Source organism: Micromonospora sp. HUAS YX12, assembly GCF_040215685.1.
In the GTDB taxonomy this organism is placed as follows: Bacteria; Actinomycetota; Actinomycetes; order Mycobacteriales; family Micromonosporaceae; genus Micromonospora; species Micromonospora tulbaghiae.
Genome location: NZ_CP157974.1, coordinates 2,409,986 through 2,431,318 on the forward strand (window position 1 = coordinate 2,409,986; position 21,333 = coordinate 2,431,318).

Genomic DNA, 21,333 nt, shown 5'->3' on the forward strand with positions numbered 1-21,333 from the left:
GCTCAGTCCGTGCCCCGCTGGCCGGCGCTGTCCTCGGCCGAGTCCGCGTCGGGCTGCCCGGCCGTGCCGGCGGCCGCACGACGGTCCAGCACACCCCGGTTGAGGTGCAGCTCGACCAGGTCGTACATGATCTCGCGGACGGTCGCGTCGTCGCTCCCGATGCGTTCCCCGTCGGCGCGGGTCACCAGGCAGAAGGCGACGTAGTGTCCGCGTACCTGCCAGGCGACCCGCGCCGCGGCCTTCTCCACCGACTCGGTGCCGTCGCCCGCCGCCATGCCCGGGAACCGTCCCTGGCGCGCGTCGAGCAGCGGCCGGATGCGGTCGCGTACCCGCTGGGCGGTGGCCACGTCGGTGAGGTTGAACAGACCGGCGGTGATCAGGTGGTCGCCGTCGGGGGAGCGCAGCGTGCCCCGCACGACCTGGTTGCAGCCGAGCCGGACCAGCAGGTCGGCGATCTCGCCGGTGGCCGCGACCTCGCACTTCGTGCTGGCCTGGGTCTTGAGCACCCGGTAGGCCGGCGTCCCGTCGGTGACCACGAGATCCTTGGCCGGGAAGACCTCCTTGGCGGTGAGCGCCGCCTGGTCGGTGTCCCGGGAGTCCAGGTCGGTGCCGCCGGACGGGGTGCTCGACTCGGTCGGCTGCGGGGTCGGCTGGCCGGCCGGCGGTGTGGTGGTGCGTTCGTCGAGCAGGGCCGCGACGGCGAGCCCGGTGAGCGAGAGCAGGAGCAGTACGGCGGCGCCGCCGACGAGCGTCTGCCAGAACCGGCCGCCGCCGCGGCGCTCGGCGCGCCGGGTCCGGGGCAGCTCGGAGACGTCGGCGGCGCGGGCGGTCGAACTGGCCGGGATGGGCACTGTCGGCCGGTTCGCCGCCGCCGGTACCGGTGCCGGCATGGGCGGCGCGGGCTGCGGCACGGGGGAGGGCTCCCGGGGTGGCGCGGGACGTCCCGGTGTCGGTGCCGGGGGCGCCGGAGCCGGGGCGCGGGCGTCGTCGGCCGCCGCCTGCTCGCCGGGTCCGGTCGGTGGCAACGCCTGGTGCTCGGCCGCACCGGGCGGCGGCAGCGCCGGTTGCGCGGTGGGCCGGGGCGGCCGGGGCAGCGACGGCGTGGGGAAGCGGGAGCGTGACGGACCCGCGGGCGGGGGCGTCGCGGCTGCGGGCCCGTTCGGGGCCGACCCGGGCGTCGGGTACTCCAGGAAGGCGTCCTCGTCGGACTCGTACCGATACACCATGTGGCATAGAGTAGGGCTGATTGTCCCTTTCAGGGGTAATATCGGGAAATTCTGGCGGAGTGGCGTCCGACCCCACCCGTGACACCGTCGCCGGAACCGCTCCGGCCCGGTGCGAGAATGCGGGCGTGACCGGCGACCACTACTTCACCGCTGAACCCTCGGCCCCGGCCCGCCCGCGCGAGGTCGAGTTCACAGTCGCCGGGCGCGACTACACGCTCGCCTCGGCCGGCGGCGTCTTCTCCGCCGACCGGCTCGACCCGGGCACCGCCGTGCTGCTGCGCAAGGCCGACCTGCCGGCCGCCGACGTCACCGGCGCGCTGCTCGACATCGGCTGCGGCTTCGGCCCGATCACCTGCGTCCTGGCCACCGTCGCGCCGAAGGCCACGGTCTGGGCGGTGGACGTCAACGAGCGCGCCCGCGCCCTCACCACCGCCAACGCGGCCCGGGTCGGCGCCGCCGACCGGGTGCGCGCCGTCGCGCCGGACGAGCTGCCGGACGACGTCACCTTCACCCAGATCTGGTCCAACCCGCCGATCCACATCGGCAAGGCGGAACTGCACGGCCTGCTGCTGCGCTGGCTGCCCCGCCTCGCTCCGGACGGCGTGGCCTGGCTGGTCGTCGCCCGGCACCTCGGCGGCGACTCGCTGCACCGCTGGCTGGTCGAGCAGGGCTGGTCGGTCGAGCGGCACGCCAGCCAGAAGGGCTACCGGGTGCTGCGGGTCACCCGGTAATCCGGTGTCGTCCACGCACCCGGCTCGGGCAGGATGCCCGCGTGGGATACGTGGACGTGGCAGGAGCCGGGCACATCCTCCCGGACGGGCGTGAGCTGTTCAGCGACGTGTCGTTCCGGGTCGGTGAGGGTGCCAAGGTGGCGCTGGTCGGTCCGAACGGCGCCGGCAAGACCACGCTGCTGCGGATGGTCGCCGGCGACCTGCCGGTGAAGACCGGGGCGATCGCCCGCTCCGGTGGGCTGGGCGTGATGCGGCAGTTCATCGGCATGATCGGAGACGAGTCCACGCTCGCCGACCTGGCCCTGTCGCTGGCGCCGCCGGCGTTGCGCGACGCCGGGCGGCGGGTCGCCGAGACCGAGGCGGCCATGCGGGCGGCCGAGGTCCGCGGCAAGTACAGCTCCGCCGCCGCCAAGACCCAGCTCGCGTACGCCGAGGCGCTCGCCGCGTGGGGCGAGACCGGGGGGTACGACGCCGAGGTCCTCTTCGACACCGTCGCCACCATCGTGCTGGACCTGCCCTGGGACAGCGCCCGGGAACGCCCGGTACGCACGCTGTCCGGCGGCCAGCAGAAGCGCTTCGCGCTGGAGCTGCTGCTGCGCGGCCCGGACGAGGTGCTGCTGCTCGACGAGCCGGACAACTTCCTCGACGTACCCGGCAAACGCTGGCTGGAGTCGCGGCTGCGCGAGTCGGGCAAGTCGGTGCTCTACGTCTCGCACGACCGGGAACTGCTGGCGCAGACCGCCGACCGGGTCGTCGCGGTGGAGGGCGGCAGCGCCTGGGTGCACCCGGGCGGCTTCGCGAGCTGGCACTCCGCCCGGGTGGCCCGGCACGCCCGCCTGGACGAGCTGCGCAAACGCTGGGACGAGGAGCACCAGAAGCTGCGCGAGCTGATGCTGATGTACAAGCAGAAGGCCGCGTACAACGACGGGATGGCCTCCCGCTACCAGGCCGCGCAGACCCGGTTGCGCAAGTTCGAGGAGGCCGGGCCGCCGCCCGTACCCCCGAAGGACCAGGACATCCGGATGCGCCTGACCGGCGGGCGGACCGGCAAGCGCGCGGTGATCGCCGAGCAGTTGGAGCTGGACGGCCTGACGTACCCGTTCGACCTGGAACTCTGGTACGGCGACCGGGTCGCGGTGCTGGGCGCGAACGGCACCGGCAAGTCGCACTTCCTGCGCCTGCTGGCGCGGGGCGGCACCGACCCGGAGCCGGGCAACACCCCGGTCGACGGCGCCGCCGCGCTCGCGCCCGTCGCGCACGGCGGCGTGGTCCGGCTCGGCGCGCGGGTCCGGCCCGGGCACTTCTCGCAGACCCACGACCGGCCGGAGCTGATGGGCAGGACGCTCGTCGAGGTGCTGTGGCGCGGCGACGACCACCGGGCCGGCATGGACCGGCACGCGGCCATGGCGGCGCTGTCCCGGTACGAGCTGGCCGGTCAGGGCGACCAGCGGTTCGGCACGCTCTCCGGCGGGCAGCAGGCCCGGTTCCTGGTGCTGCTGCTGGAGCTGTCCGGGGCGACGCTGCTGCTGCTCGACGAGCCCACCGACAACCTCGACCTGGCCTCGGCCGAGGCGCTGGAGGCCGGGCTGACCGCGTTCGAGGGGACGGTGGTCGCGGTGACACACGACCGGTGGTTCACCCGTACCTTCGACCGGTTCGTGCTGTTCCGCGGCGACGGCGACGTGGTGGAGACGCCGGAGCCGGTCTGGGACGTGGGGTGATCGACCAGGACCTGGCCGACCGGCTGTGCGCGGTGGACGGCGTGGTCGCGGTGGCGCTCGGCGGCAGCCGCGCCCGCGGCGACCACCGGCCCGACTCCGACTGGGACCTGGGCCTCTACTACCGGGGTACGCCCGACCTGGCCGGGCTGCGCGCGGTGGCCGCCTCGATCGCCGACGGGCCGGTGGACCTCACCGCCCCGGGCGGCTGGGGACCGTGGGTCGACGGCGGCGGCTGGCTGCGGGTCGGCGGGGTGGCCGTGGACTGGATCTACCGCGACCTGGACCGGGTGCACCGGGTCTGGGCGGACTGCCGGGCCGGCCGCTACACGGTCGAGGTGCAGGCCGGGCATCCGCTCGGCTTCTACTCGCACGCGTACGCCGGGGAGGTGGCGCTCTCACGGGTGCTCGGCGACCCGACCGGCGAGCTGACCGCGCTGCGCGCCGAGACCGCTGGCTACCCGCCCGCGCTCGGCGCCGCGCTGGTGGCCGGTGGCTGGGAGACCGGGCTGCTCCTCGACGGAGCGGCCAAGGGTGCGGCCGGGGGCGACGCCGGCTACGTGGCGGGCTGCCTGTTCCGGGTGGTCGGGGTGCTGGTCCACGCGCTGCACGGCCGGGCCGGACGGTGGCTGGTCAACGAGAAGGGCATGATCGCCTCCGCCGGGCGCCTGCCGGGCGCGCCGCCGGGCTTCGCCGAGCGGGCGCAGGCCCTGCTCGGCGCGGTGGGGCGTACCCCCGAGGAACTGGCGGCGACGATCGGTGCCGCCCGGGTGCTGGCCGCCGAGGTGCTTTGCTGAGGTGCTCGCCCGGTGAGCGCCCGGTGAGCGGGCATAGGGTGGATCTCGTGAGTGAGATGACCTATCGCCGGCTGGGCGACTCCGGGCTCGTGGTGTCAGTGGTCGGTATCGGCTGCAACAACTTCGGCCGCAAACTCGATCTCGACGGCACCCGGGCGGTGGTGGACGCCGCGCTCGACGCCGGGATCAACTTCTTCGACACCGCCGACATCTACGGTGAACCGCAGGGCGCCTCCGAGGAACTGCTCGGCCAGGCGCTCAAGGGCCGCCGTGACGACGTGGTGGTGGCCACCAAGTTCGGCATGGACATGAACGGCGCGAACGGGCCGGACCACGGCGCTCGGGGCGCCCGCCGCTACATCGCCCGCGCGGTCGAGGCGTCGCTGCGCCGGCTCGGCACCGACCACATCGACCTGTACCAGATGCACGAGCCCGACCCGGGCACTCCGATCGACGAGACGCTCGCCGCGCTGGACGACCTGGTGACCGCCGGCAAGGTGCGCTACCTGGGCAACTCCAACTTCGCCGGGTGGCAGATCGCCGACGCCGACTGGACCGCGTCGTCGCAGGGGCGTACCCGGTTCATCTCCGCGCAGAACCACTACTCGCTGCTGGAGCGTGCGGTGGAGGACGAGGTGATCCCGGCCTGCGAGCGGTTCGGCCTGGGCATGCTGCCGTTCTTCCCGCTCGCCAACGGGCTGCTCACCGGCAAGTACAAGCGGGGCGAGGCGCCCCCGGCGGGCAGCCGCCTGGCCGGTGGCGGCCGGTACGCCGAGCGGCTGGCCGCCGCGCGCTGGGACGTCATCGAGGCGATCGAGGCGTACGCGGCCGAGCGCGGGATCAGCATGCTCCAGGTGGCGATCGGCGGCCTGGCGGCCCGTCCCGCGGTGACGTCGGTGATCGCCGGCGCGACGACCCCCGAGCAGGTGAGGGCCAACGCCGAAGCCGGCACCTGGCAGCCCACCGACGAGGACCTGGACGCCCTGGACGCCCTGGACGCCATCCTCTGACAGCCCCTGCCGCACCAACGCGCCCGCCCCGCGCGTCGGGCACCCATGGCGTTCCACCCAGAGGCAGCGCTCACGACGAGTGGAACACCATGGGTGCCAAAAGGGCCTCGAGACACCCATGGTGTTCCACTCGCGGCTGATTCTGACGACGAGTGGAACGCCATAGGTGTCTGCGTGCGGGCCTGACGCCCGTGGTGCTCGGGCAGCGCGGCAGGCGGCAGGCAGCCCGGCAGGCGGCGGGCGGCGGGCAGGCGGCGGGCGGCGGGCACGGTTCAGTGGTCTGCTGCGGCGGCGCGACGTTCTGCCAGGGCCTGGCGCACCAGGGCGACTGTGGCGTCCGGACGGCGTAGCACGTCGTCGGCGGTGAACCGGAGCACGACCCAGCCGGCCGCGCGGAGCGCGTTCAGGCGCGCCACGTCCCGCCGGAAGTGCGCCCGTTCGCGGTGGTGGTCGCCGTCGTACTCGACCGCGAGGCGGAGTGCCGGCCAGGCCAGGTCCACCCGGGCCACGAAGCGCCCACCGGCGTGCACCTCGTGCTGGGCGGTGAGCGGGCCGAGGCCGGCGTCGAGGAGGAGCAGCCGCAGCCGCGTCTCCATCGGGGACTCGCTCTGCGGCTCGGCCATCGCCAGCACCTCGCGCAACAGCGGAGCGCCCGGCCAGCCCGGCCGGTCGGCGGCGTAGGCCCGCAGGACGGGCAGCCGCACGACCCGTCGACGCAGCAGCGCGTCGACGGCGACCAGCGCCTCGGCGAGTGAGCCCTGCCGACCCAGGTCGAACGCGGTACGCAGCCCGGTGGTGACCGGCAGCCCGCCGACGAGGGTGCGGTCCCGCTCCGGCAGCGGCGACCGGACCACCCGCAACCGTGGGTGCGGGCGCAGTCGAGCGGCAGTCGGCAGCAGCACTGTGACCGGCGCGTCGCGGGTGAGCACGTCCGCGCCGGACAACCAGGCGGCGCTGCGTCCCGCCAGCACGGCACCCGGCGGCAGGCGCAACGCCACCGCCTCGCACCACATCCGGTGGTCGTCGGCGCGGTATCCGTCCCGGTGCACGTACACGTCCGGCAGCAGGCGGATCCACGTCGGCCCGCGCAGCATCGTCCAGGTGAGCAGCCCTCCGGAGACGGCACGGCCGCCCCGGAACGGCAGGATCGCCAGGCGGCGCGGGACACGGGCGGGAACGGGCATCCCGGCAGCGTGTCGTGACGAGACGGTCACCCGTCGCCCCGGTACGGCAGGTGAACGGTTCCTGGGAAAAACCTCACCCGGGCTTCCGTACGGGCGGGAGGCGTCGTACGGTAGGCCGCAAGTGACCCACGGGAGCCCGGTGTGGACCGGGCTGAGAGGGGGGCTGGGAGCCCCCGACCGTCGAACCTGATCCGGGTAATGCCGGCGCAGGGAGGAGCGTTGCCGTGCTGTCCCTGGGACGACTGCATCTCATCACCGACACCCGGCCGGGGCGTGACCCGTTAGCCGTGCTGCGTGCCGCCCTGCCCGTGGCGGGCGCCGAACTCGTCGTGCAGGTGCGTGTGGAGGACGACGCCACCGACCGGGAGGCGTACGAGCTGGCGTGCCGCGTGACCCAGGCGTGCCGGCCGTACGGGGCGCGGTGCCTGGTCAACGACCGGCTGCACGTGGCGCTCGCGGTGGACGCCGCCGGTGGCCACGTCGGCGCGGACGACCTGCCGGTGGCCGCCGCGCGCCGGGTGCTCGGCCCGGAGGCCGTGCTCGGCGCGACCGCACGGGAGCCGGTGGGCGCCCGCGCGGCGGTGGACGCGGGCGCGACCTACCTGGGCGTGGGCCCGTGTCACGTCACCACCACCAAGTCCGGCCTGCCGGAACCGATCGGCCCCGACGGGGTACGCGCGGTCGCCGAGGCGGTGCGCGTGCCGGTGATCGCGATCGGCGGGGTGACCGCCGCGAGCGTGCCGGCGCTGCGGGCCGCCGGGGCGTACGGGGTGGCGGTGGTCGGCGCGCTCAGCCTGGCCGCCGATCCCGCGCACGCCACCGCCGAGCTGCTGCGGGCGCTGACGTGTTAAAAGGGGGCCCTTCCTCTACCGGAGGCGTTAAGAGGGGGCCCTTCCTTACCGACGTGGCGGTGGTGGGGGGCGGGCCGATCGGGTGGGCGATCGCGTGGCGGTGCGCGCAACGCGGACTGCGCGTGGTGGTGCACGATGACCGGCCTGGGTCGGGTGCCTCGTCGGTGGCCGCCGGGATGCTGTCGCCGGTCGCCGAGGCGTACTTCGGTGAGCACGAGCTGACCGCGCTGCTCGTCGAGTCCGCCGCCCGCTGGCCCGGTTTCGCCGCCGAGCTGGCCGGGGCGAGCGGCGCCGACATCGGCCACCGTACCGAGGGCACGCTCGTCGTCGGGCTCACCGCCGACGACCTGGCCGAGGCGGGGCGGCTGTGGTCGTACCAGCGGGGGCTGGGACTGCCGATCACGCCGCTGCGCCCCTCGGAGCTGCGCGACCGCGAGCCGGCGCTGGCGCCGCGCGTGCGCGGCGGCGCGGTGGCACCCGGCGACCACCAGGTCGACCCGCGGCGGCTGGTCGCGGCGCTGCGCACGGCCGCGGAGCGCGCCGGCGTGGAGCTGCGCCCGGCCCGCGTCGGCGCGCTGTCCGAGGTGGACGCCCGCGTGACGGTGGTCGCGGCCGGATGCGGCGCGGCGGCGCTGACCGGCCTGCCGGTCCGCCCGGTGAAGGGCCAGGTGCTGCGGCTGCGCGCACCCGGTGGCGGTCCGCCGGGCTTCCGGCACGTGATCCGGGGGTACGCGGACAGCGAGTCGGTCTACCTGGTGCCCCGGGACAGCGGTGAGGTCGTGGTCGGGGCGACCGTCGAGGAGCGCGCGGACACCGAGGTCACCGCCGGTGGCGTGCTGACGCTGCTGCGCGCCGCCGCGGAGCTGGTGCCGGAACTCGTCGAGTACGAGCTGGTGGAGGCCGTGGCCGGGTTGCGCCCCGGTACGCCCGACAACGCGCCGATCATCGGGCCGCTGCCCGGGCAGCCGGGCGTGCTCGCCGCGACCGGGCACCACCGGCACGGCATCGTGCTCACCCCGGTCACCGCGGACCTGGTCACCGAGCTGATCGTCACCGGCGAGCCGGATCCCGCGCTCGCCCCCTTCACCCCGGACCGCTTCGGGAAGGAGCACACGTGGAACTGATCGTCAACGGCACCGGCCGGACGCTGCCCGACGGCGTCACCGTCGCCGAGGTGATCCGCACCGTCACCGACCGGGAGCGCGGGCTCGCGGTCGCGGTGAACGGCGAGGTGGTGCCGCGCGGCGGCTGGCCGGAGAGCGTGCTGCGCGACGGCGACCGGGTCGAGGTGCTCAGCGCCACGCAGGGCGGGTGAGGCGGATGTCCACGCTGGAGATCGGCGGGGTCACGTTCGGCTCCCGGCTCGTCCTCGGCACCGGCGGCGCGGCCAACCTGCACGTGCTGGAGCAGGCGATCCGCGCCTCCGGCACCGAGCTGGTGACGCTGGCGCTGCGCCGGGTGGACACCACGCCCGGCGGGTCGGGCGGCCTGCTGGACCTGGTGGAGCGGTGCGGTGTACGGCTGCTGCCGAACACGGCCGGCTGCCGGACCGCTGTGGAGGCGGTGAAGACGGCGCACCTGGCCCGGGAGGCGTTCGACACCGACTGGGTGAAGCTGGAGGTGATCGGCGACGAGCGCACGCTCCTGCCCGACGGGGTGGAGCTGCTGCGCGCCGCCGAGGAACTGGTGGCGGACGGGTTCACGGTGCTGCCGTACACCTCGGACGATCCGGTGCTGGCCCGGCGGCTGGCCGACGTGGGGTGCGCGGCGGTGATGCCGGCCGGGTCGCCGATCGGCTCCGGGCTGGGCATCGGCAACCCGCACCACATCCGGCTGATCCGGCAGGCCGTCGACGTGCCGGTGGTGCTCGACGCGGGCATCGGCACCGCCTCCGACGCCGCGCTCGCGATGGAGCTGGGCTGCGACGCGGTGCTGCTGGCCAGCGCCGTGACCCGGGCCGCCGACCCGGTGGCGATGGCCACGGCGATGCGGTACGCGGTCGAGGCCGGGCGGCTGGCGTACGGCGCGGGCCGGATCGCCCGCCGCTTCCACGCGCTGGCCTCCACGCCCGATGAGGGACGGCCCGACCTGTGACCGCTTCACGTGTTGCGGATCTTGGTACGCGCGCGCCCCTGGACGGGCGGCCACGTACCAAGATCCGTCGGAAGCCGACCGGAGTCGTGGTGCTCACCGATCGGCGGGTGGCGCGGGGGGCGCTCGTCGACGTGGTGGCGGCGGCGGTGGGTGGGGGAGTGCGGTGGGTGGTGCTGCGGGAGAAGGACCTGCCCCGCGCCGAGCGCCTCGCGCTCGCCGCCGACCTGCGCGCGGTCCTCGCCGAGGCAGGCGGCACGCTCGTCGTGGCCGGGCCGGACCCGCTCGACGGGGACGCGGTGCACCTGAGCGCCGCCGGCCCGTACCCGCCGCCCGCCGTCGGGCTGGTCGGCCGTTCCTGCCACGACACCGCCGAGCTGGCCCGGCTCACCACCGAGCACTACGTGACCCTGTCCCCGGTCCACGAGACCCGGACGAAGCCCGGCTACGGCCCGGCGTTACGGGCGGCCGGACTCGCCGCGCTGGTGGACGCCAGCCCGGTCCCGGTGCTCGCCCTCGGCGGCATCGAAACCCCGGATCAGGTCACCGCATGCGTCGAGGCGGGCGCGACCGGAGTAGCCGTGCTGGGCGCGATCATGCGCGCCCCGGACCCCACCGAGACCGCCACCACGCTGGGCAGAGCCTTCGAGGAGGCGGCCACCCGTGTGGCGCGCACCCACCCCGCGCGATCCGACGAAGGCCCGCACGAGAAGGGCTGCGGCCGACCGTGACCACGCAGGGATCAAGCCTGACCGCCCGGAGTGGGCACGGTGGGCCGCAGCTCTCAACCGCAACCACCGGAGAAGGAACGCAGTGACGCCAAGCACGATCCTCACGATCGCCGGATCCGACTCCGGAGCGGGAGCAGGCATCCAGGCCGACCTCAAGACGTTCGCCGCGCTCGGGGCGTACGGCACGAGCGTGCTCACCGCCGTCACCGCGCAGAGCACCCGGGGCGTGGACGCCGTCCTGCCGCTGCCCCCGCAGACCGTGCGCGACCAGATGGACAGCGTGCTCGGCGACTTCGACGTCCGGGCCGTGAAGAGCGGGATGCTCGGCACCCCGGCGGTCGCCGACGCGGTGGCCGAGGCGGCCCGCGCCGGGCGGCTGCCCCACCTGGTCGTCGACCCGGTGCTGGTCGCCACGAGCGGGCACCGGCTCGGCGTGGTGGAGGCGGTCGAGCGGCTGCTGCCGTACGCGGAGGTGGCGACGCCGAACTGCGCGGAGGCCGCGGCCCTCACCGGAGGCCCGGTGGGCACCGTGGAGGAGATGGTCGCGGCGGCGGAGGCGCTGGCGGCGCGCGGCCCGGCGTTCGTGGTGGTGACCGGCGGCGACGTGGACGCCGACGGCGAGTCGGTCGACGTCCTCGCGGGCGGTGGAAGCACGCGGCTGCTGCGCGCGCCCCGGGTGGACACCCGGCACAACCACGGCACCGGCTGTTCGTTCTCGGCCGCCGTCGCGGTCCGGCTGGCCGCGGGCGACGCGGTGCCGGTCGCGGTGGCCGCCGCCAAGGAGTACGTCACCCGCGCGCTGACCGGCGCGCGGACCTGGGAGCTGGGCGCGGGACGCGGCCCGCTGGACCACTTCGGCTGGTCCGCATGAGCGACAGGGAGGCTGTCATGCAGGCACGTCGCAAGGTGTACGTGGAAGGGTCACGCCCGGACATCCGGGTGCCGTTCGCCGAGGTGACGCTGACCGGGGACAACCCTCCGGTACGGCTCTACGACACCTCCGGTCCCGGCTCCGACCCGGAGGTGGGGCTGCCCGCGCTGCGCGGGCCGTGGATCGCCGAGCGCGGCGACGTCGCCCCGGTACGCGGCGCCGGCACGCCGCTGGCGGGGGTGGACGGGAAGCGGCCGACGCAGCTCGCGTACGCCCGGGCCGGGATCGTCACGCCGGAGATGGAGTTCGTGGCGATCCGGGAGTCGGTGGCGCCGGAGTTCGTCCGGGACGAGATCGCGGCCGGTCGGGCGGTGCTGCCGCTGAACGTCAACCACCCCGAGTGCGAGCCGGCCGTCATCGGCAAGGCGTTCCTGGTGAAGGTCAACGCCAACATCGGTACCTCGGCGGTCACCTCGTCGGTGGCCGAGGAGGTGGAGAAGCTGACCTGGGCGACCCGGTGGGGCGCGGACACCGTGATGGACCTGTCCACCGGCAAGCGCATTCACTCCACGCGCGAGGCGATCGTGCGGAACGCGCCGGTGCCGATCGGCACCGTGCCGATCTACCAGGCACTGGAGAAGGTCGGCGGCGACCCGGTGAAGCTGAGCTGGGAGGTGTTCCGCGAGACGGTGATCGAGCAGGCGGAACAGGGCGTCGACTACATGACTGTGCACGCCGGGGTGCTGCTGCCGTACGTGCCGCTCGCGGTGGACCGGGTGACGGGCATCGTGTCCCGGGGCGGCTCGATCATGGCCGCCTGGTGCCTGGCGCACCACGAGGAGAACTTCCTCTACACGAACTTTCGGGAGCTGTGTTCGCTGCTCGCGAAGTACGACGTCACGTTCTCCCTCGGCGACGGCCTGCGCCCCGGGTCCATCGCGGACGCCAACGACGAGGCGCAGTTCGCGGAGCTGCGCACGCTCGGCGAGCTGACGAAGGTCGCCTGGGAGTACGACGTGCAGGTGATGATCGAGGGCCCCGGGCACGTGCCGATGCACAAGATCAAGGAGAACGTGGACCTCCAGCAGGAGTGGTGCCACGAGGCGCCGTTCTACACGCTCGGTCCGCTGACCACCGACGTCGCGCCCGCGTACGACCACATCACCTCCGCGATCGGCGCGGCGATGATCGGCATGTTCGGCACCGCCATGCTCTGCTACGTCACCCCGAAGGAGCACCTCGGGCTGCCCGACCGCGACGACGTGAAGGCGGGCGTGATCGCGTACAAGATCGCGGCGCACGCGGCCGACCTGGCCAAGGGGCACCCCGGCGCGCAGGCGTGGGACGACGCGCTGTCCAAGGCCCGGTTCGAGTTCCGCTGGTCCGACCAGTTCAACCTGGCGCTCGACCCGGAGACCGCGCGGGCGTACCACGACGCGACGCTGCCCGCCGAGCCCGCCAAGACCGCGCACTTCTGCTCGATGTGCGGGCCGAAGTTCTGCTCCATGAAGATCACCCAGGAGCTGAAGGACTACGCGGCGCGAGGCATGCGCGGCAAGTCGGAGGAGTTCGTCGCCTCCGGGTCACGGGTCTACCTGCCGCTGGCGTGAGCGGGGCCGGGGCGGGCCGTGCGTTCCGGCCCGCCCCGGCCGCCGTTCAGTCGCGGTGGTGCCGTCCGGTACGCAGCGAGCGGGCGTCGTCGGCGTTGTCGTCCGAGGCGAGACCGGCGACCCAGTCCACGTACTCGTCGTCGGCCGCGTCGCCGGGCCCGGCCGTACGGTCGGCCGGCTCCGGGTCGCCCTTGGCACCCCGGTTGCGGCGGAACAGACCGCGCAGCGGCTTCGACTTCCCGGCGGGCGCGTCGGCGTCGTCCGATTCGGCGTGCCGTCCGTGCCGGGAGTCCGTCTCGGTCGCCGCCGAGGTGGCCTCCGGCAGAGCCGCACCGGCCTCGGCCGGTACGGCCGTCTCCGGCTCCGGCCGGGCGACCGGCCCTGCGGTCCCTGCCTCCGGCCGGGACAGCGGCCCGGCGGGACGGGCGTTCGTGGCGAGCGCGTCCCAGCCGGTGCTCGCACCCGGCTCGGGCAGGCCCCGGTGGCGGGGGCGCGGCGCCGGCTCGGCCGGGACGTTCGCCTCCGCGCCGTCCCGGGCCGGTGCGTCCGGTTCGGTGGTGGCGCGGTGGGGGCGGGCGGCCGGTGTGATCGGCCAGGCCGGGCGTACCTCGCCCGGCGCTCCGGTGACGTCCTCGAACATCGGGAACCGGAGCCGGGGCGACGGGGCCGGCGCCGGGTCGTCGAAGAAGAAGCTGCGTCCGGTACGCCCGGACGATGCGACGTCCCCGGTGGGGGAGTCGGTGCGGGGAGCCGGGCTGCTCGCCGTCGTCGCGGCGTCGGCCTGCCCGCTCGGCGTCGTCGGCGCATCGTCGGCCTGCCCGCTCGGCGTCGTCGTCGCGGCGTCGGCCGGGCCGGACTCGGGGGAGGCGGGGGCGCCGGCGCGCGGTCCGGCCTTCGGGGTGCGGGGGCGCCGGGAGCGGGTGGGGCGGCCGGTTCCGGCGGTGGAGTCGGCCGGTGGCGCGGCGGGGGTGTCGCTGTCCGCGTCGGCCGGGACCGGTCCGGCGAGGGCGCCGCTGTCCGTACGCGGGCCGGGAACGTGGCCCTCGACGGCGCCGCCGGTGGCGGATGACGCGTCCTTCGAGGTGGCGTCCGCGGCGCGGCTTGCTGTGCCGTCGGCGGGTGACGTCGATCCGTCGGTCGTGCCGCCGGACCGGCTGGCGCGGCTACGGCGCGGCCGCGTCACCCGTGGCGCGGTCGCCGCCGCTTCCGGTGCGGCATCGTCCGTCCCGGCCTCCGACCCGGCACCCGGGGCGGTGGCGGAGACGGTCTCGCTGTCCGCCGGGATGCCGGTCACCGGCCCGGACGCAGCGGCGGTGGAGGTGCCGGAGGAGCGGTCGCCGGTGGGCGCGCGATCAGTGGTCGCTGTGCGATCAGTGGTGACCGCCTCGCCGGTGCTGTCCGTATGTGCCGTGCCCGTGCCCGTGCCCGTGCCCGTGCCTGGGACCGGGTCGGGGCGGCTCGCGGCGAGGACGTCGATGGCCGAGGTCCGGCGCCCCGGGGGCAGCAGGCCCGGCATGGGCTGGCCGTGGCTCGTGTCGACGACGGACGGACGGTCGCCCGGCGGCTGCCCGGCGACGGCCGGCTGATCGGCGGCGGGAAGATCGGTACCGCCCGGTGCCGGCACCGTGGCCGAGCCACCGGACTCCGGCCAGTTCCAGTGCGCCGGTGCGGCGGCGCCGCTGGTCACCGGAGGCGTTGGCGGGACGGCCGGGACGCCCGGAGTGGACGAGTGCGGCAGCGGCGCGAGGATGTCGGTGGCCTCGACGGCGTCGGGATCACCGGTGGCGGTGAGCGGCCGGGGCAGCACAGTGGTGGCGGTCGAGCCGAGCGCACCGGCGACCACGGCGATCAGCGCGCCGTAGTAGGGCGCGACCTGGTAGCGGTCGGTCGCCGAGCCGGGACCGGCGGTCAGGTAGGCGAACGCGACCAGCACCGGGCCGGCCGCGCCGGCCGCGCCGCCGACGAGCGGCGGCCATTGGGCCCGGCGCGCGAGTACGCCGACCGCCCCTCCGGCCAGCAGCGCGAGCACCGGCAGCAGCAGCATGGACAGGCGTTGCGCCGCCTCCGGATCCAGCCAGGAGGGTTCGAGGACGCCGAGCCGTACCGTGGCCAGCGGGTGGCTGGAGACGATCGTGGGCGCGACGGACAGCAGCGCCATCAGCCAGACGATCCCGGCGGTGATCGCCACGCCCCAGCCGAACGGCGGCTTGAGCAGTACGGCGATCGCGGCGCCCGCTCCGACCACCGCGCCGAGGGCGGCGCAGATGCCGGCGGCCCAGACCGGGTCGACGGATCCGCCCAGCTCGGCCGCGCGGGCCGGTTGCATGCACAGCGGTGCGACCACCATCGCGCCGAGCGCGCTCACGCCGGCGATGGAGAGCAGTTCGGTGGTGCCGCCCTGATCGTCGTCGCGGCGGGCGAAGCGCTCGGTGAGGACGGCTCCGGCGACCGTGGCGACCGCGGCGAACCAGCCCACCCAGACGAGCTGGGCGGGCCACCGGTTGGCCGAGACGTCCACGAACGCGCCGTCGAGGCGTACGACTCCGAAGCCGTACGCGATGCCCAACTGGCCGGCCCCGGCCAGCACGCTCACCCCGAGCGCCGTGAGCAGCAGCCTGCCCCACGTCCGAAAGGCCATGTCGGGCACGTTACGGCCCGGTGCCCCCGATCGCCACCTTGCCGCCGCGCGGCGCGGCGAACCTGCCGGTGCGGCTACTTCAGCTCGACCAGGCGCGCCAGGTAGGTGGTGTCGCCGACGTTGGTGAGCATGTGCACCGCGCCCGGGTCGCGGTAGACCACGCCGCCGGTCGGCTCGTCGGCGTCGATGGTGGTGCCGTCGATCGTCTGCACCACGTTCTTGGCGCCCTGGATCGCCACCACCAGGTACGGGTGGTCGTGGCGGTGCAGCGGCTGCCGCTCACCCGGCTCCAGCCGGATGTGCCAGACGCGTACCCGGTCGTTCTCGTACACGATCTCCTGGCCCACCGGGCCGAGTTCGAGGCCGGCGGAGAGTTCGGTCATCGCGGTCCGTCCAGTCGGGGGAGCACCTCGGCGGCGATGAGCTCCACGTGGTCGAGGTCGTCGAAGTCGATCAGGCGCAGGTGCACCCGGGTGGCCCCGATCGCGGCGAACTCGCCGATCCGGTCGACCAGCTGGGCGGGGGAGCCGACCACCGGGTCCTCCGGCGGCAGCGCGCTCGTGACGTGCAGCGGCGCGGCCCGGCGCTGCGCCTCGGCGTCGGTGCGCCCGATCGCCACCACGATGCCGGCGGAGAGCGTCAGCGGCGCGCGGCCGGAGGCGTCCCGCCCGGCGCGGTCGCACGCCTCCCGCACCCGCTCGTACGCGGCGGCGGTCTCGGCCACGCTCTTGAACGGCATGTTGAACTCGTCGGCGTAGCGGGCGGCCAGTTCGGGGGTGCGCTTCGGTCCCCGGCCGCCGACGATGACCGGCGGGCCGGGCTGCTGCACCGGCTTGGGCAGCGCGGGCGCGTCGACCAGGCGGTAGTGCTCGCCGGTGAAGCTGTACGTCTCGTCGGACGGGGTGCGCCACAGCCCGGTGACGATCTCCAGTTGCTCGGCCAGCCGGTCGAAGCGCTCGCTCACCGGCGGGAACGGGATGCCGTACGCGGTGTGCTCGCGCTCGTACCATCCGGCGCCGATGCCCAGCTCGATCCGGCCGCCGCTCATCCGGTCGACCTGGGCGACCATGACTGCCAGCGGCCCGGGGAGCCGGAAGGTGGCGGACGTGACCAACGTGCCGAGCCGGATCCGGGAGGTCTCCCGGGCCAGCGCGGCGAGTGTCAGCCAGGCGTCGGTGGGGCCGGGCAGCGCCGGCTCGTCCCCCATGGCCCGGTAGTGGTCGGCCCGGAAGAAGCCCTCGAAGCCGGTCTCCTCGACCAGCCGGGCGAACCGGAGCTGGTCGTCGTAGTCCGCTCCGCGGTGGGGTTCGGTGAACACCGAGACCCGCATGGTCACCGTCCTCCCACGGGTACGCCCGGGGCGTCCCGTTCCATCAGCAGTTCGTGCAGCTCGGCGCTGATCCGCGCGACGTCGGCCAGGTGTTCGTGGCGGCCCAGCGTGCGGGGCCGGGGGACGTTCACCTCGACCACCTGGCGGATACGGCCGGGGCGCGGGCTGAGCACGACGACCCGGTCGGCGAGCAGCACCGCCTCGTCGATCGAGTGGGTGACGAAGACGATCGTCGCCTTCGTCTCCATGTGCACCCGCTGGAGTTCGCCGGAGAGTTCCTCACGGGTGAGCGCGTCGAGCGCGGAGAACGGCTCGTCCATGAGCATCACCCGGGGCGAGCCGATCAGCGACCGGCACAGCGACACGCGCTGTTGCATGCCGCCGGACAGCTCGTGCGGGAGGCGCTTCTCGAAGCCGCCCAGCCCGGCCATCTCCAGCAGCTTGCGGGCCCGGTCGCGGTGCTCGGCGCGGCGCCAGCCGAAGATCTCCACCGGCAGCAGCACGTTGTCCAGCACCGAGCGCCAGGGCAGCAGCGCCGGCCGCTGGAACAGCATCGCCACGTCGCGGCGGGGCTTCGTGATCGGCGTACCGCCCACGGTGATCTCACCGCCGGTGACCGGCAGCAGGCCGGCGATCATGCGCAGCAGCGTGGACTTGCCGCAGCCGGACCGGCCGAGGACGGCGACGAACTCGCCTTCGGCGACGTCGAGGTCGATGCCGCGCAACGCCTCCACCCGCCCCGAACGGCCGTCGAAGGTGCGGGACACCCCGGACAGTCGGATCATCTCCGCCGGCTCCCTTCCACGTCGTCCCTAACGCGAGCCGGGCTAGCGTAGCGGACCGTGCTTATAGCACTGTCCGGGGTGGACGTCAGTCCGCTTTCCGTCACGCAACTTCGTTTCCGTTCCGCAACCGGGACGGCGGCGGCACGTCATCTGCCTTCTCGTACGCTGTTGCGCGCGAAGAGTCCCCTCACGACGGTCCAGTCGGCCGAACTCACCTGCCGACCCCGTCGGACCCACGACCCGACCGGCGAAGAAGTCCTGGTCGGAAAGGACATGGTGCACTGATGAGAAGGCTGACCCGTACGGTCGCCGCCGCGGCTCTGGCCACCGCCCTCGCCCTGGTGGGCGGCTGCAGCAGCGACTCGGACAAGTCCGAGAGCGGCGGCGGCAACGGCGCGGCGCTGGAGAAGGTGACGTACCTCACCTCTTTCGGCAACTTCGGGCGTGACTCCTACGCCTGGGTGGCGAAGGACAAGGGCTTCTTCAAGGAGGCCGGTTTCGACGTCGACATCAAGCCCGGTCAGGGCACCGGCTCCGTCATCCAGACCATCACCGGCGGCCAGGCCGACTTCGGCCCGATCGACCTGACCGGTGGCATCCTCCAGCTCGGCAACGGGCAGGCGAAGGACTTCGTGGCGGTGGCCGCGATCCAGCAGCGCACCATGGCCGCGATCGTCACGGTCGAGGGCAAGAACATCGCCACCCCGAAGGACCTCGAGGGCAAGAAGCTCGCCGACACCCCGACGTCCGTCGTGCGCAACCTCTTCCCGACGTACGCCCGGCTCGCCGGCATCGACGGCAGCAAGGTGACCTGGGTCAACGGTGAGGCGCAGGGCCTCATCGGCATGCTCGGCTCGGGCTCCGTGGACGGCATCGGCCAGTTCGTCGTCGGCCAGCCGACGGTGGAGACGGTGACCAAGAAGAAGCCGGTCGTCCTGCCGTACAGCAACGTGATGCAGGACCTCTACGGCAACGCGCTGATCACGTCTTCGAAGATCGCCAAGGAGAAGCCGGAGATGGTGAAGAAGTTCACCGCCGCGCTGCTCAAGGGCCTGGAGTACTCGCTGGCCAACCCGGACGAGGCGGCCGAGATCCTGAAGAAGAACGTGCCGGCCGCCGTCCCGGCCGCGGCCTCCGCCGAGCTTCAGCTGATGGCCGCGTACGTCCGGTCGAGCAACTCCGGCACCGCGCTCGGCACGCTGGACAGCGGCCGGGTGGCCAAGAGCATCGCGTTGCTCCAGGGCGCCGGTGCGCTCAAGCAGAACCTGACCCCGGACCAGCTCATCGACTTCAACCTCGCGCCGAAGGCCTGACCGGTCCGCTCGGGCCAACGGGGGTGCGACCCGCCGGACACCCCGGTGGGGCGCACCCCCTTCGCGTGCCGGTCACACCGACCGGCGCAGAGAGGAGGACACGTTGACACAGTCGACCGAGGCCCGGCCGGAGGCGCCGCCGCGCCCGGCGATCCGGCGCGGGATCGCCGTACGCCCGGCGGCGGCCGGGTTGCCCGCGCTGGGACTGGTGATCGCGGTGGCGGCCTGGTGGCTGGTCACCTCGGGCCTGAACCTGGTGCACCCGGCCGCGCTGCCCCCGCCGCAGGCGGTGGGGAAGTCCCTCGCCGGCACCACCGAGGTGCTGCTGCCCGCGCTGGGCATCACCACCTGGATGACCCTGTTCGGCTTCGTGCTCTCGTCGGTGGCCGGGGTGCTGATCGGGATGGCGCTGGCCGCCTCCCGCCGGGTGGAGCGGATGTTCGCGCCGCTGCTGGTGGCGGTGAACGCGGTCCCGAAGATCGCGTTCGGGCCGCTGCTCGTGGTAGCCGTGGGCTGGGGGCAGAAACCCATCCTGACCATGGTGTTCCTGCTCTGCTTCTTCCCGATCGTGCTCTCCACCGCGACCGGGCTGACCACCACCCCGGCGGACCTGGCGGAGCTGGGCCGGTCGCTCAACGCCTCGTGGTGGCAGTCGTTCCGCAAGGTGCGCTTCCCGGCGGCGCTGCCCCAGATCTTCGTCGGGCTCAAGGTGGCCATGCCGCTCGCCGCGATCGGCGCGGTGATCGGGGAGTTCTACTCCGACCGCCCGGGCCTGGGTTACCAGATCCTCCAGTACAACGGCGTCGGCGACACCGCGACCGCGTGGGCGGCGATCGTGCTGGTGGCGCTGATGAGCATCGTGCTCTACGCCGCTCTGAGCCTGGCCGAGCGCCTGGCCCTGCCCTGGGTGCGCGCCACCACCTCAGCCCGCTGACACCCTCGACAAGAGAACACGCCGTCGACCGAGAACCCAGAAGAAGACATCAACCCACGGGTGGCTGCCGACCACGACAGGCGTGGCCCCACCGCAACCGGCGCAGGGATCAAGCTTGACCGCCCGGAGCCGGCTGCGGTGGGGCCACGCCCCAACAGCGAGAAGCGATCAGCCAGCGAGCCGCCAGCGACCACCCCTAGCCACCAGCGTCGTCAACGCCTGCGGCATCAGCCCGGAGTGGTTGTCCGGCGTCATCCGGATCGGCCCGGACAGCCCGTCGAGCTGCGAGGTCTCCAGCACGTCGCGCAGCGCCTCCCGGTCGACCCTGCCCGGCTCGCCGCCCGCCCGCTGCTCGGCGTCGGCGATCAACTGGACCGCGTCCGCCGCGAACGAGGAGAAGCCGTTGTAGCCGCCGAACCGGGCGGTGTAGTCCTGGAACCACTGCCGCCGCGCGGCCTTCGCCGGGGTGGTGGCGATCACGTCGTCGATCACCATGGTCTGGGTGAAGATCAGCGTGGCCTCCTCCGTGGAGCGGGCGGTCGGGCCCAGGAAGAGGTCGCCGGCGGCCGTGGCGTCGAAGAACAGCGAGCCGCGGAACTTGCTCTGCCGGGCGGTGGTGGCGGCGAGCGTCGCCTGCTCCGGCGTGGTCCACAGGACGAGGGCCTGCGGCTTGCGGGCGATCAGCCCGTTGATCTGCGTGCCGACCTCGGTGTCGGTGGTGCGCACCGACTCGTTGCCGACCAGCTTGACCGGGGTCTTGCTCAGTTCGCGGCGCAGGGCGGCGAGCCCTTCCTGGCCGTAACCCTCGGCGCTGTGCAGCAACGCCACCTTGCGGATGTTGCGCCGGTTCAGTTCGCCGGCGAGGGCGGCGGCGCTGTCGGTGGCGTTCGGGGCGAGCTTGAAGACATATCGGCGCTCGGCTACCGGCTCGGTGATGGCGCTCGACGACCCCAGCGCGATCGTCGGAATGCGCTTCTCACCGATCGTTCGGGCCGCGCCGACGGCGCATTCGTTGCAACCGCCCATGATGACGGCGCTCACACGTGAGTCACCGCTGAAATCATTGATGTTCCGCAAGGATTCCGCAGCGTCCGAGCGGTTGTCCTTGACCCGCAGATCGATCTTCCGGCCACCCAGTGCGCCGGAGGCGTTCAACTGCTCGACCTTCAGTTGCAGAGCCCGTTGGTAGACCTTGCCGACCGGCGCCGACGCGCCGGAGAGTTCCAGGTCGGCGGCGATCACGATCGGGCTGGTGTCCTGCGGTTCCCCGCCGATCCCGCAGCCGGTGAGCGTGGTGGCCAGCACGGCCGATGCGAGCGCCGCGATGCTCGCGGAGCGGATGGGGCTCAACTCAGTCCTCCAGGTGCGGCGCGGGCCGACGCCCGATCACCGCCGCTCGTCCGTCCTCAGTGGAGGAACGGGATTGGTTTGCCGTACGGTGTGCGCGAAGCCTGCAAAACCTTGCCAATGCCGGGGCCTGTGGTCAAGCGGGGATGTCGAGTGCTGTTTCGGG

General features: G+C 74.0%; 20 protein-coding genes and 1 riboswitch. Of the genes, 13 read left to right on the forward strand and 7 right to left on the reverse strand.

The genetic code is table 11. The features are described from left to right. Positions 1-2 precede the first annotated feature (2 nt). Complete coding sequence (locus ABIH81_RS11850; protein WP_349880291.1) at positions 3-1,226, reverse strand: hypothetical protein; 1,224 nt, start codon at positions 1,224-1,226, stop codon at positions 3-5. 125 nt (positions 1,227-1,351) lie between these two features. Between ABIH81_RS11850 and ABIH81_RS11855 the strand changes: the two genes are divergently transcribed. Genes ABIH81_RS11855 through ABIH81_RS11870 form a run of 4 tightly spaced genes read left to right on the forward strand, consistent with a single transcriptional unit; the run spans position 1,352 to position 5,482 of the window. Then, positions 1,352-1,957: a methyltransferase gene (locus ABIH81_RS11855; RefSeq protein WP_349880292.1), complete on the forward strand. Its 606-nt coding sequence runs from the start codon at positions 1,352-1,354 to the stop codon at positions 1,955-1,957. 41 nt (positions 1,958-1,998) lie between these two features. Then, positions 1,999-3,678, forward strand: a complete 1,680-nt coding sequence (locus ABIH81_RS11860; protein WP_349880293.1) for an ATP-binding cassette domain-containing protein — start codon at positions 1,999-2,001, stop codon at positions 3,676-3,678. Next, positions 3,675-4,472 (forward strand): nucleotidyltransferase domain-containing protein, encoded by a 798-nt coding sequence (locus ABIH81_RS11865; protein ID WP_349880294.1) that lies wholly within the window; start codon positions 3,675-3,677, stop codon positions 4,470-4,472. Before ABIH81_RS11860 ends, ABIH81_RS11865 begins: the two co-directional genes overlap by 4 nt. A 38-nt stretch (positions 4,473-4,510) precedes the next feature. Beyond that, a complete protein-coding gene (locus tag ABIH81_RS11870) occupies positions 4,511-5,482 on the forward strand; it encodes an aldo/keto reductase (RefSeq protein WP_349880295.1) in 972 nt (323 codons plus the stop codon). Positions 5,483-5,754: 272 nt separating this feature from the next. Here ABIH81_RS11870 and ABIH81_RS11875 read toward each other — a convergent pair whose 3' ends face one another. After that, the gene (locus ABIH81_RS11875) at positions 5,755-6,666 is read right to left on the reverse strand and encodes a DUF559 domain-containing protein (protein WP_349880296.1); all 912 of its coding nucleotides are present in this window, start codon (positions 6,664-6,666) and stop codon (positions 5,755-5,757) included. Between the two features lie 118 nt (positions 6,667-6,784). Continuing rightward, positions 6,785-6,896, forward strand: a riboswitch (TPP riboswitch). Between ABIH81_RS11875 and thiE the strand changes: the two genes are divergently transcribed. The 7 genes from thiE (at position 6,891) to thiC (ending at position 12,820) form a co-directional block, all read left to right on the forward strand. Beyond that, the gene (gene thiE / locus ABIH81_RS11880) at positions 6,891-7,517 is read left to right on the forward strand and encodes a thiamine phosphate synthase (RefSeq protein ID WP_349880297.1); all 627 of its coding nucleotides are present in this window, start codon (positions 6,891-6,893) and stop codon (positions 7,515-7,517) included. (Overlaps the previous riboswitch by 6 nt.) Then, entirely contained in the window at positions 7,511-8,641 is a 1,131-nt protein-coding gene (gene thiO / locus ABIH81_RS11885; RefSeq protein WP_349880298.1) for a glycine oxidase ThiO, read from the forward strand. Before thiE ends, thiO begins: the two co-directional genes overlap by 7 nt. After that, entirely contained in the window at positions 8,632-8,832 is a 201-nt protein-coding gene (gene thiS / locus ABIH81_RS11890; RefSeq protein ID WP_349880299.1) for a sulfur carrier protein ThiS, read from the forward strand. The genes thiO and thiS overlap by 10 nt, the downstream gene beginning before the upstream one ends. Before the next feature lie 5 nt (positions 8,833-8,837). Then, a complete protein-coding gene (locus tag ABIH81_RS11895) occupies positions 8,838-9,611 on the forward strand; it encodes a thiazole synthase (RefSeq protein ID WP_349880300.1) in 774 nt (257 codons plus the stop codon). A 62-nt stretch (positions 9,612-9,673) separates the two neighbouring features. Then, positions 9,674-10,339: a thiamine phosphate synthase gene (locus ABIH81_RS11900; RefSeq protein ID WP_349881073.1), complete on the forward strand. Its 666-nt coding sequence runs from the start codon at positions 9,674-9,676 to the stop codon at positions 10,337-10,339. Between the two features lie 82 nt (positions 10,340-10,421). Continuing rightward, positions 10,422-11,210 carry a bifunctional hydroxymethylpyrimidine kinase/phosphomethylpyrimidine kinase gene (thiD, locus tag ABIH81_RS11905; RefSeq protein WP_349880301.1) on the forward strand — a complete coding sequence of 263 codons (789 nt, stop codon included), beginning with the start codon at positions 10,422-10,424 and terminating at the stop codon, positions 11,208-11,210. 17 nt (positions 11,211-11,227) lie between these two features. Continuing rightward, positions 11,228-12,820, forward strand: coding sequence for a phosphomethylpyrimidine synthase ThiC (gene thiC / locus ABIH81_RS11910; protein WP_349880302.1), 1,593 nt, complete (start codon positions 11,228-11,230; stop codon positions 12,818-12,820). Positions 12,821-12,866: 46 nt separating this feature from the next. On the opposite strand, the gene ABIH81_RS11915 is transcribed toward thiC, so the two are convergent. The 4 genes from ABIH81_RS11915 to ABIH81_RS11930 form a co-directional block, all read right to left on the reverse strand. Then, positions 12,867-15,458 (reverse strand): hypothetical protein, encoded by a 2,592-nt coding sequence (locus tag ABIH81_RS11915; protein WP_349880303.1) that lies wholly within the window; start codon positions 15,456-15,458, stop codon positions 12,867-12,869. A gap of 74 nt (positions 15,459-15,532) precedes the next feature. Beyond that, on the reverse strand, positions 15,533-15,841 hold the full coding sequence (locus tag ABIH81_RS11920; protein WP_128137578.1) for a cupin: 309 nt from the start codon (positions 15,839-15,841) through the stop codon (positions 15,533-15,535). Then, positions 15,838-16,788 carry an LLM class F420-dependent oxidoreductase gene (locus ABIH81_RS11925; RefSeq protein ID WP_349880304.1) on the reverse strand — a complete coding sequence of 317 codons (951 nt, stop codon included), beginning with the start codon at positions 16,786-16,788 and terminating at the stop codon, positions 15,838-15,840. Before ABIH81_RS11925 ends, ABIH81_RS11920 begins: the two co-directional genes overlap by 4 nt. Before the next feature lie 2 nt (positions 16,789-16,790). Continuing rightward, the gene (locus ABIH81_RS11930) at positions 16,791-17,573 is read right to left on the reverse strand and encodes an ABC transporter ATP-binding protein (RefSeq protein WP_349880305.1); all 783 of its coding nucleotides are present in this window, start codon (positions 17,571-17,573) and stop codon (positions 16,791-16,793) included. Between the two features lie 284 nt (positions 17,574-17,857). Between ABIH81_RS11930 and ABIH81_RS11935 the strand changes: the two genes are divergently transcribed. Both ABIH81_RS11935 and ABIH81_RS11940 read left to right on the forward strand, forming a co-directional pair. After that, on the forward strand, positions 17,858-18,886 hold the full coding sequence (locus ABIH81_RS11935) for an ABC transporter substrate-binding protein (RefSeq protein WP_349880306.1): 1,029 nt from the start codon (positions 17,858-17,860) through the stop codon (positions 18,884-18,886). A gap of 151 nt (positions 18,887-19,037) precedes the next feature. Beyond that, positions 19,038-19,820, forward strand: coding sequence for an ABC transporter permease (locus tag ABIH81_RS11940; RefSeq protein WP_349881074.1), 783 nt, complete (start codon positions 19,038-19,040; stop codon positions 19,818-19,820). A gap of 168 nt (positions 19,821-19,988) precedes the next feature. Here the strand turns inward: ABIH81_RS11940 and ABIH81_RS11945 are convergent, their stop codons facing one another. Further along, complete coding sequence (locus ABIH81_RS11945) at positions 19,989-21,170, reverse strand: ABC transporter substrate-binding protein (protein WP_349880307.1); 1,182 nt, start codon at positions 21,168-21,170, stop codon at positions 19,989-19,991. Between the last annotated feature and the right edge of the window lie 163 nt (positions 21,171-21,333).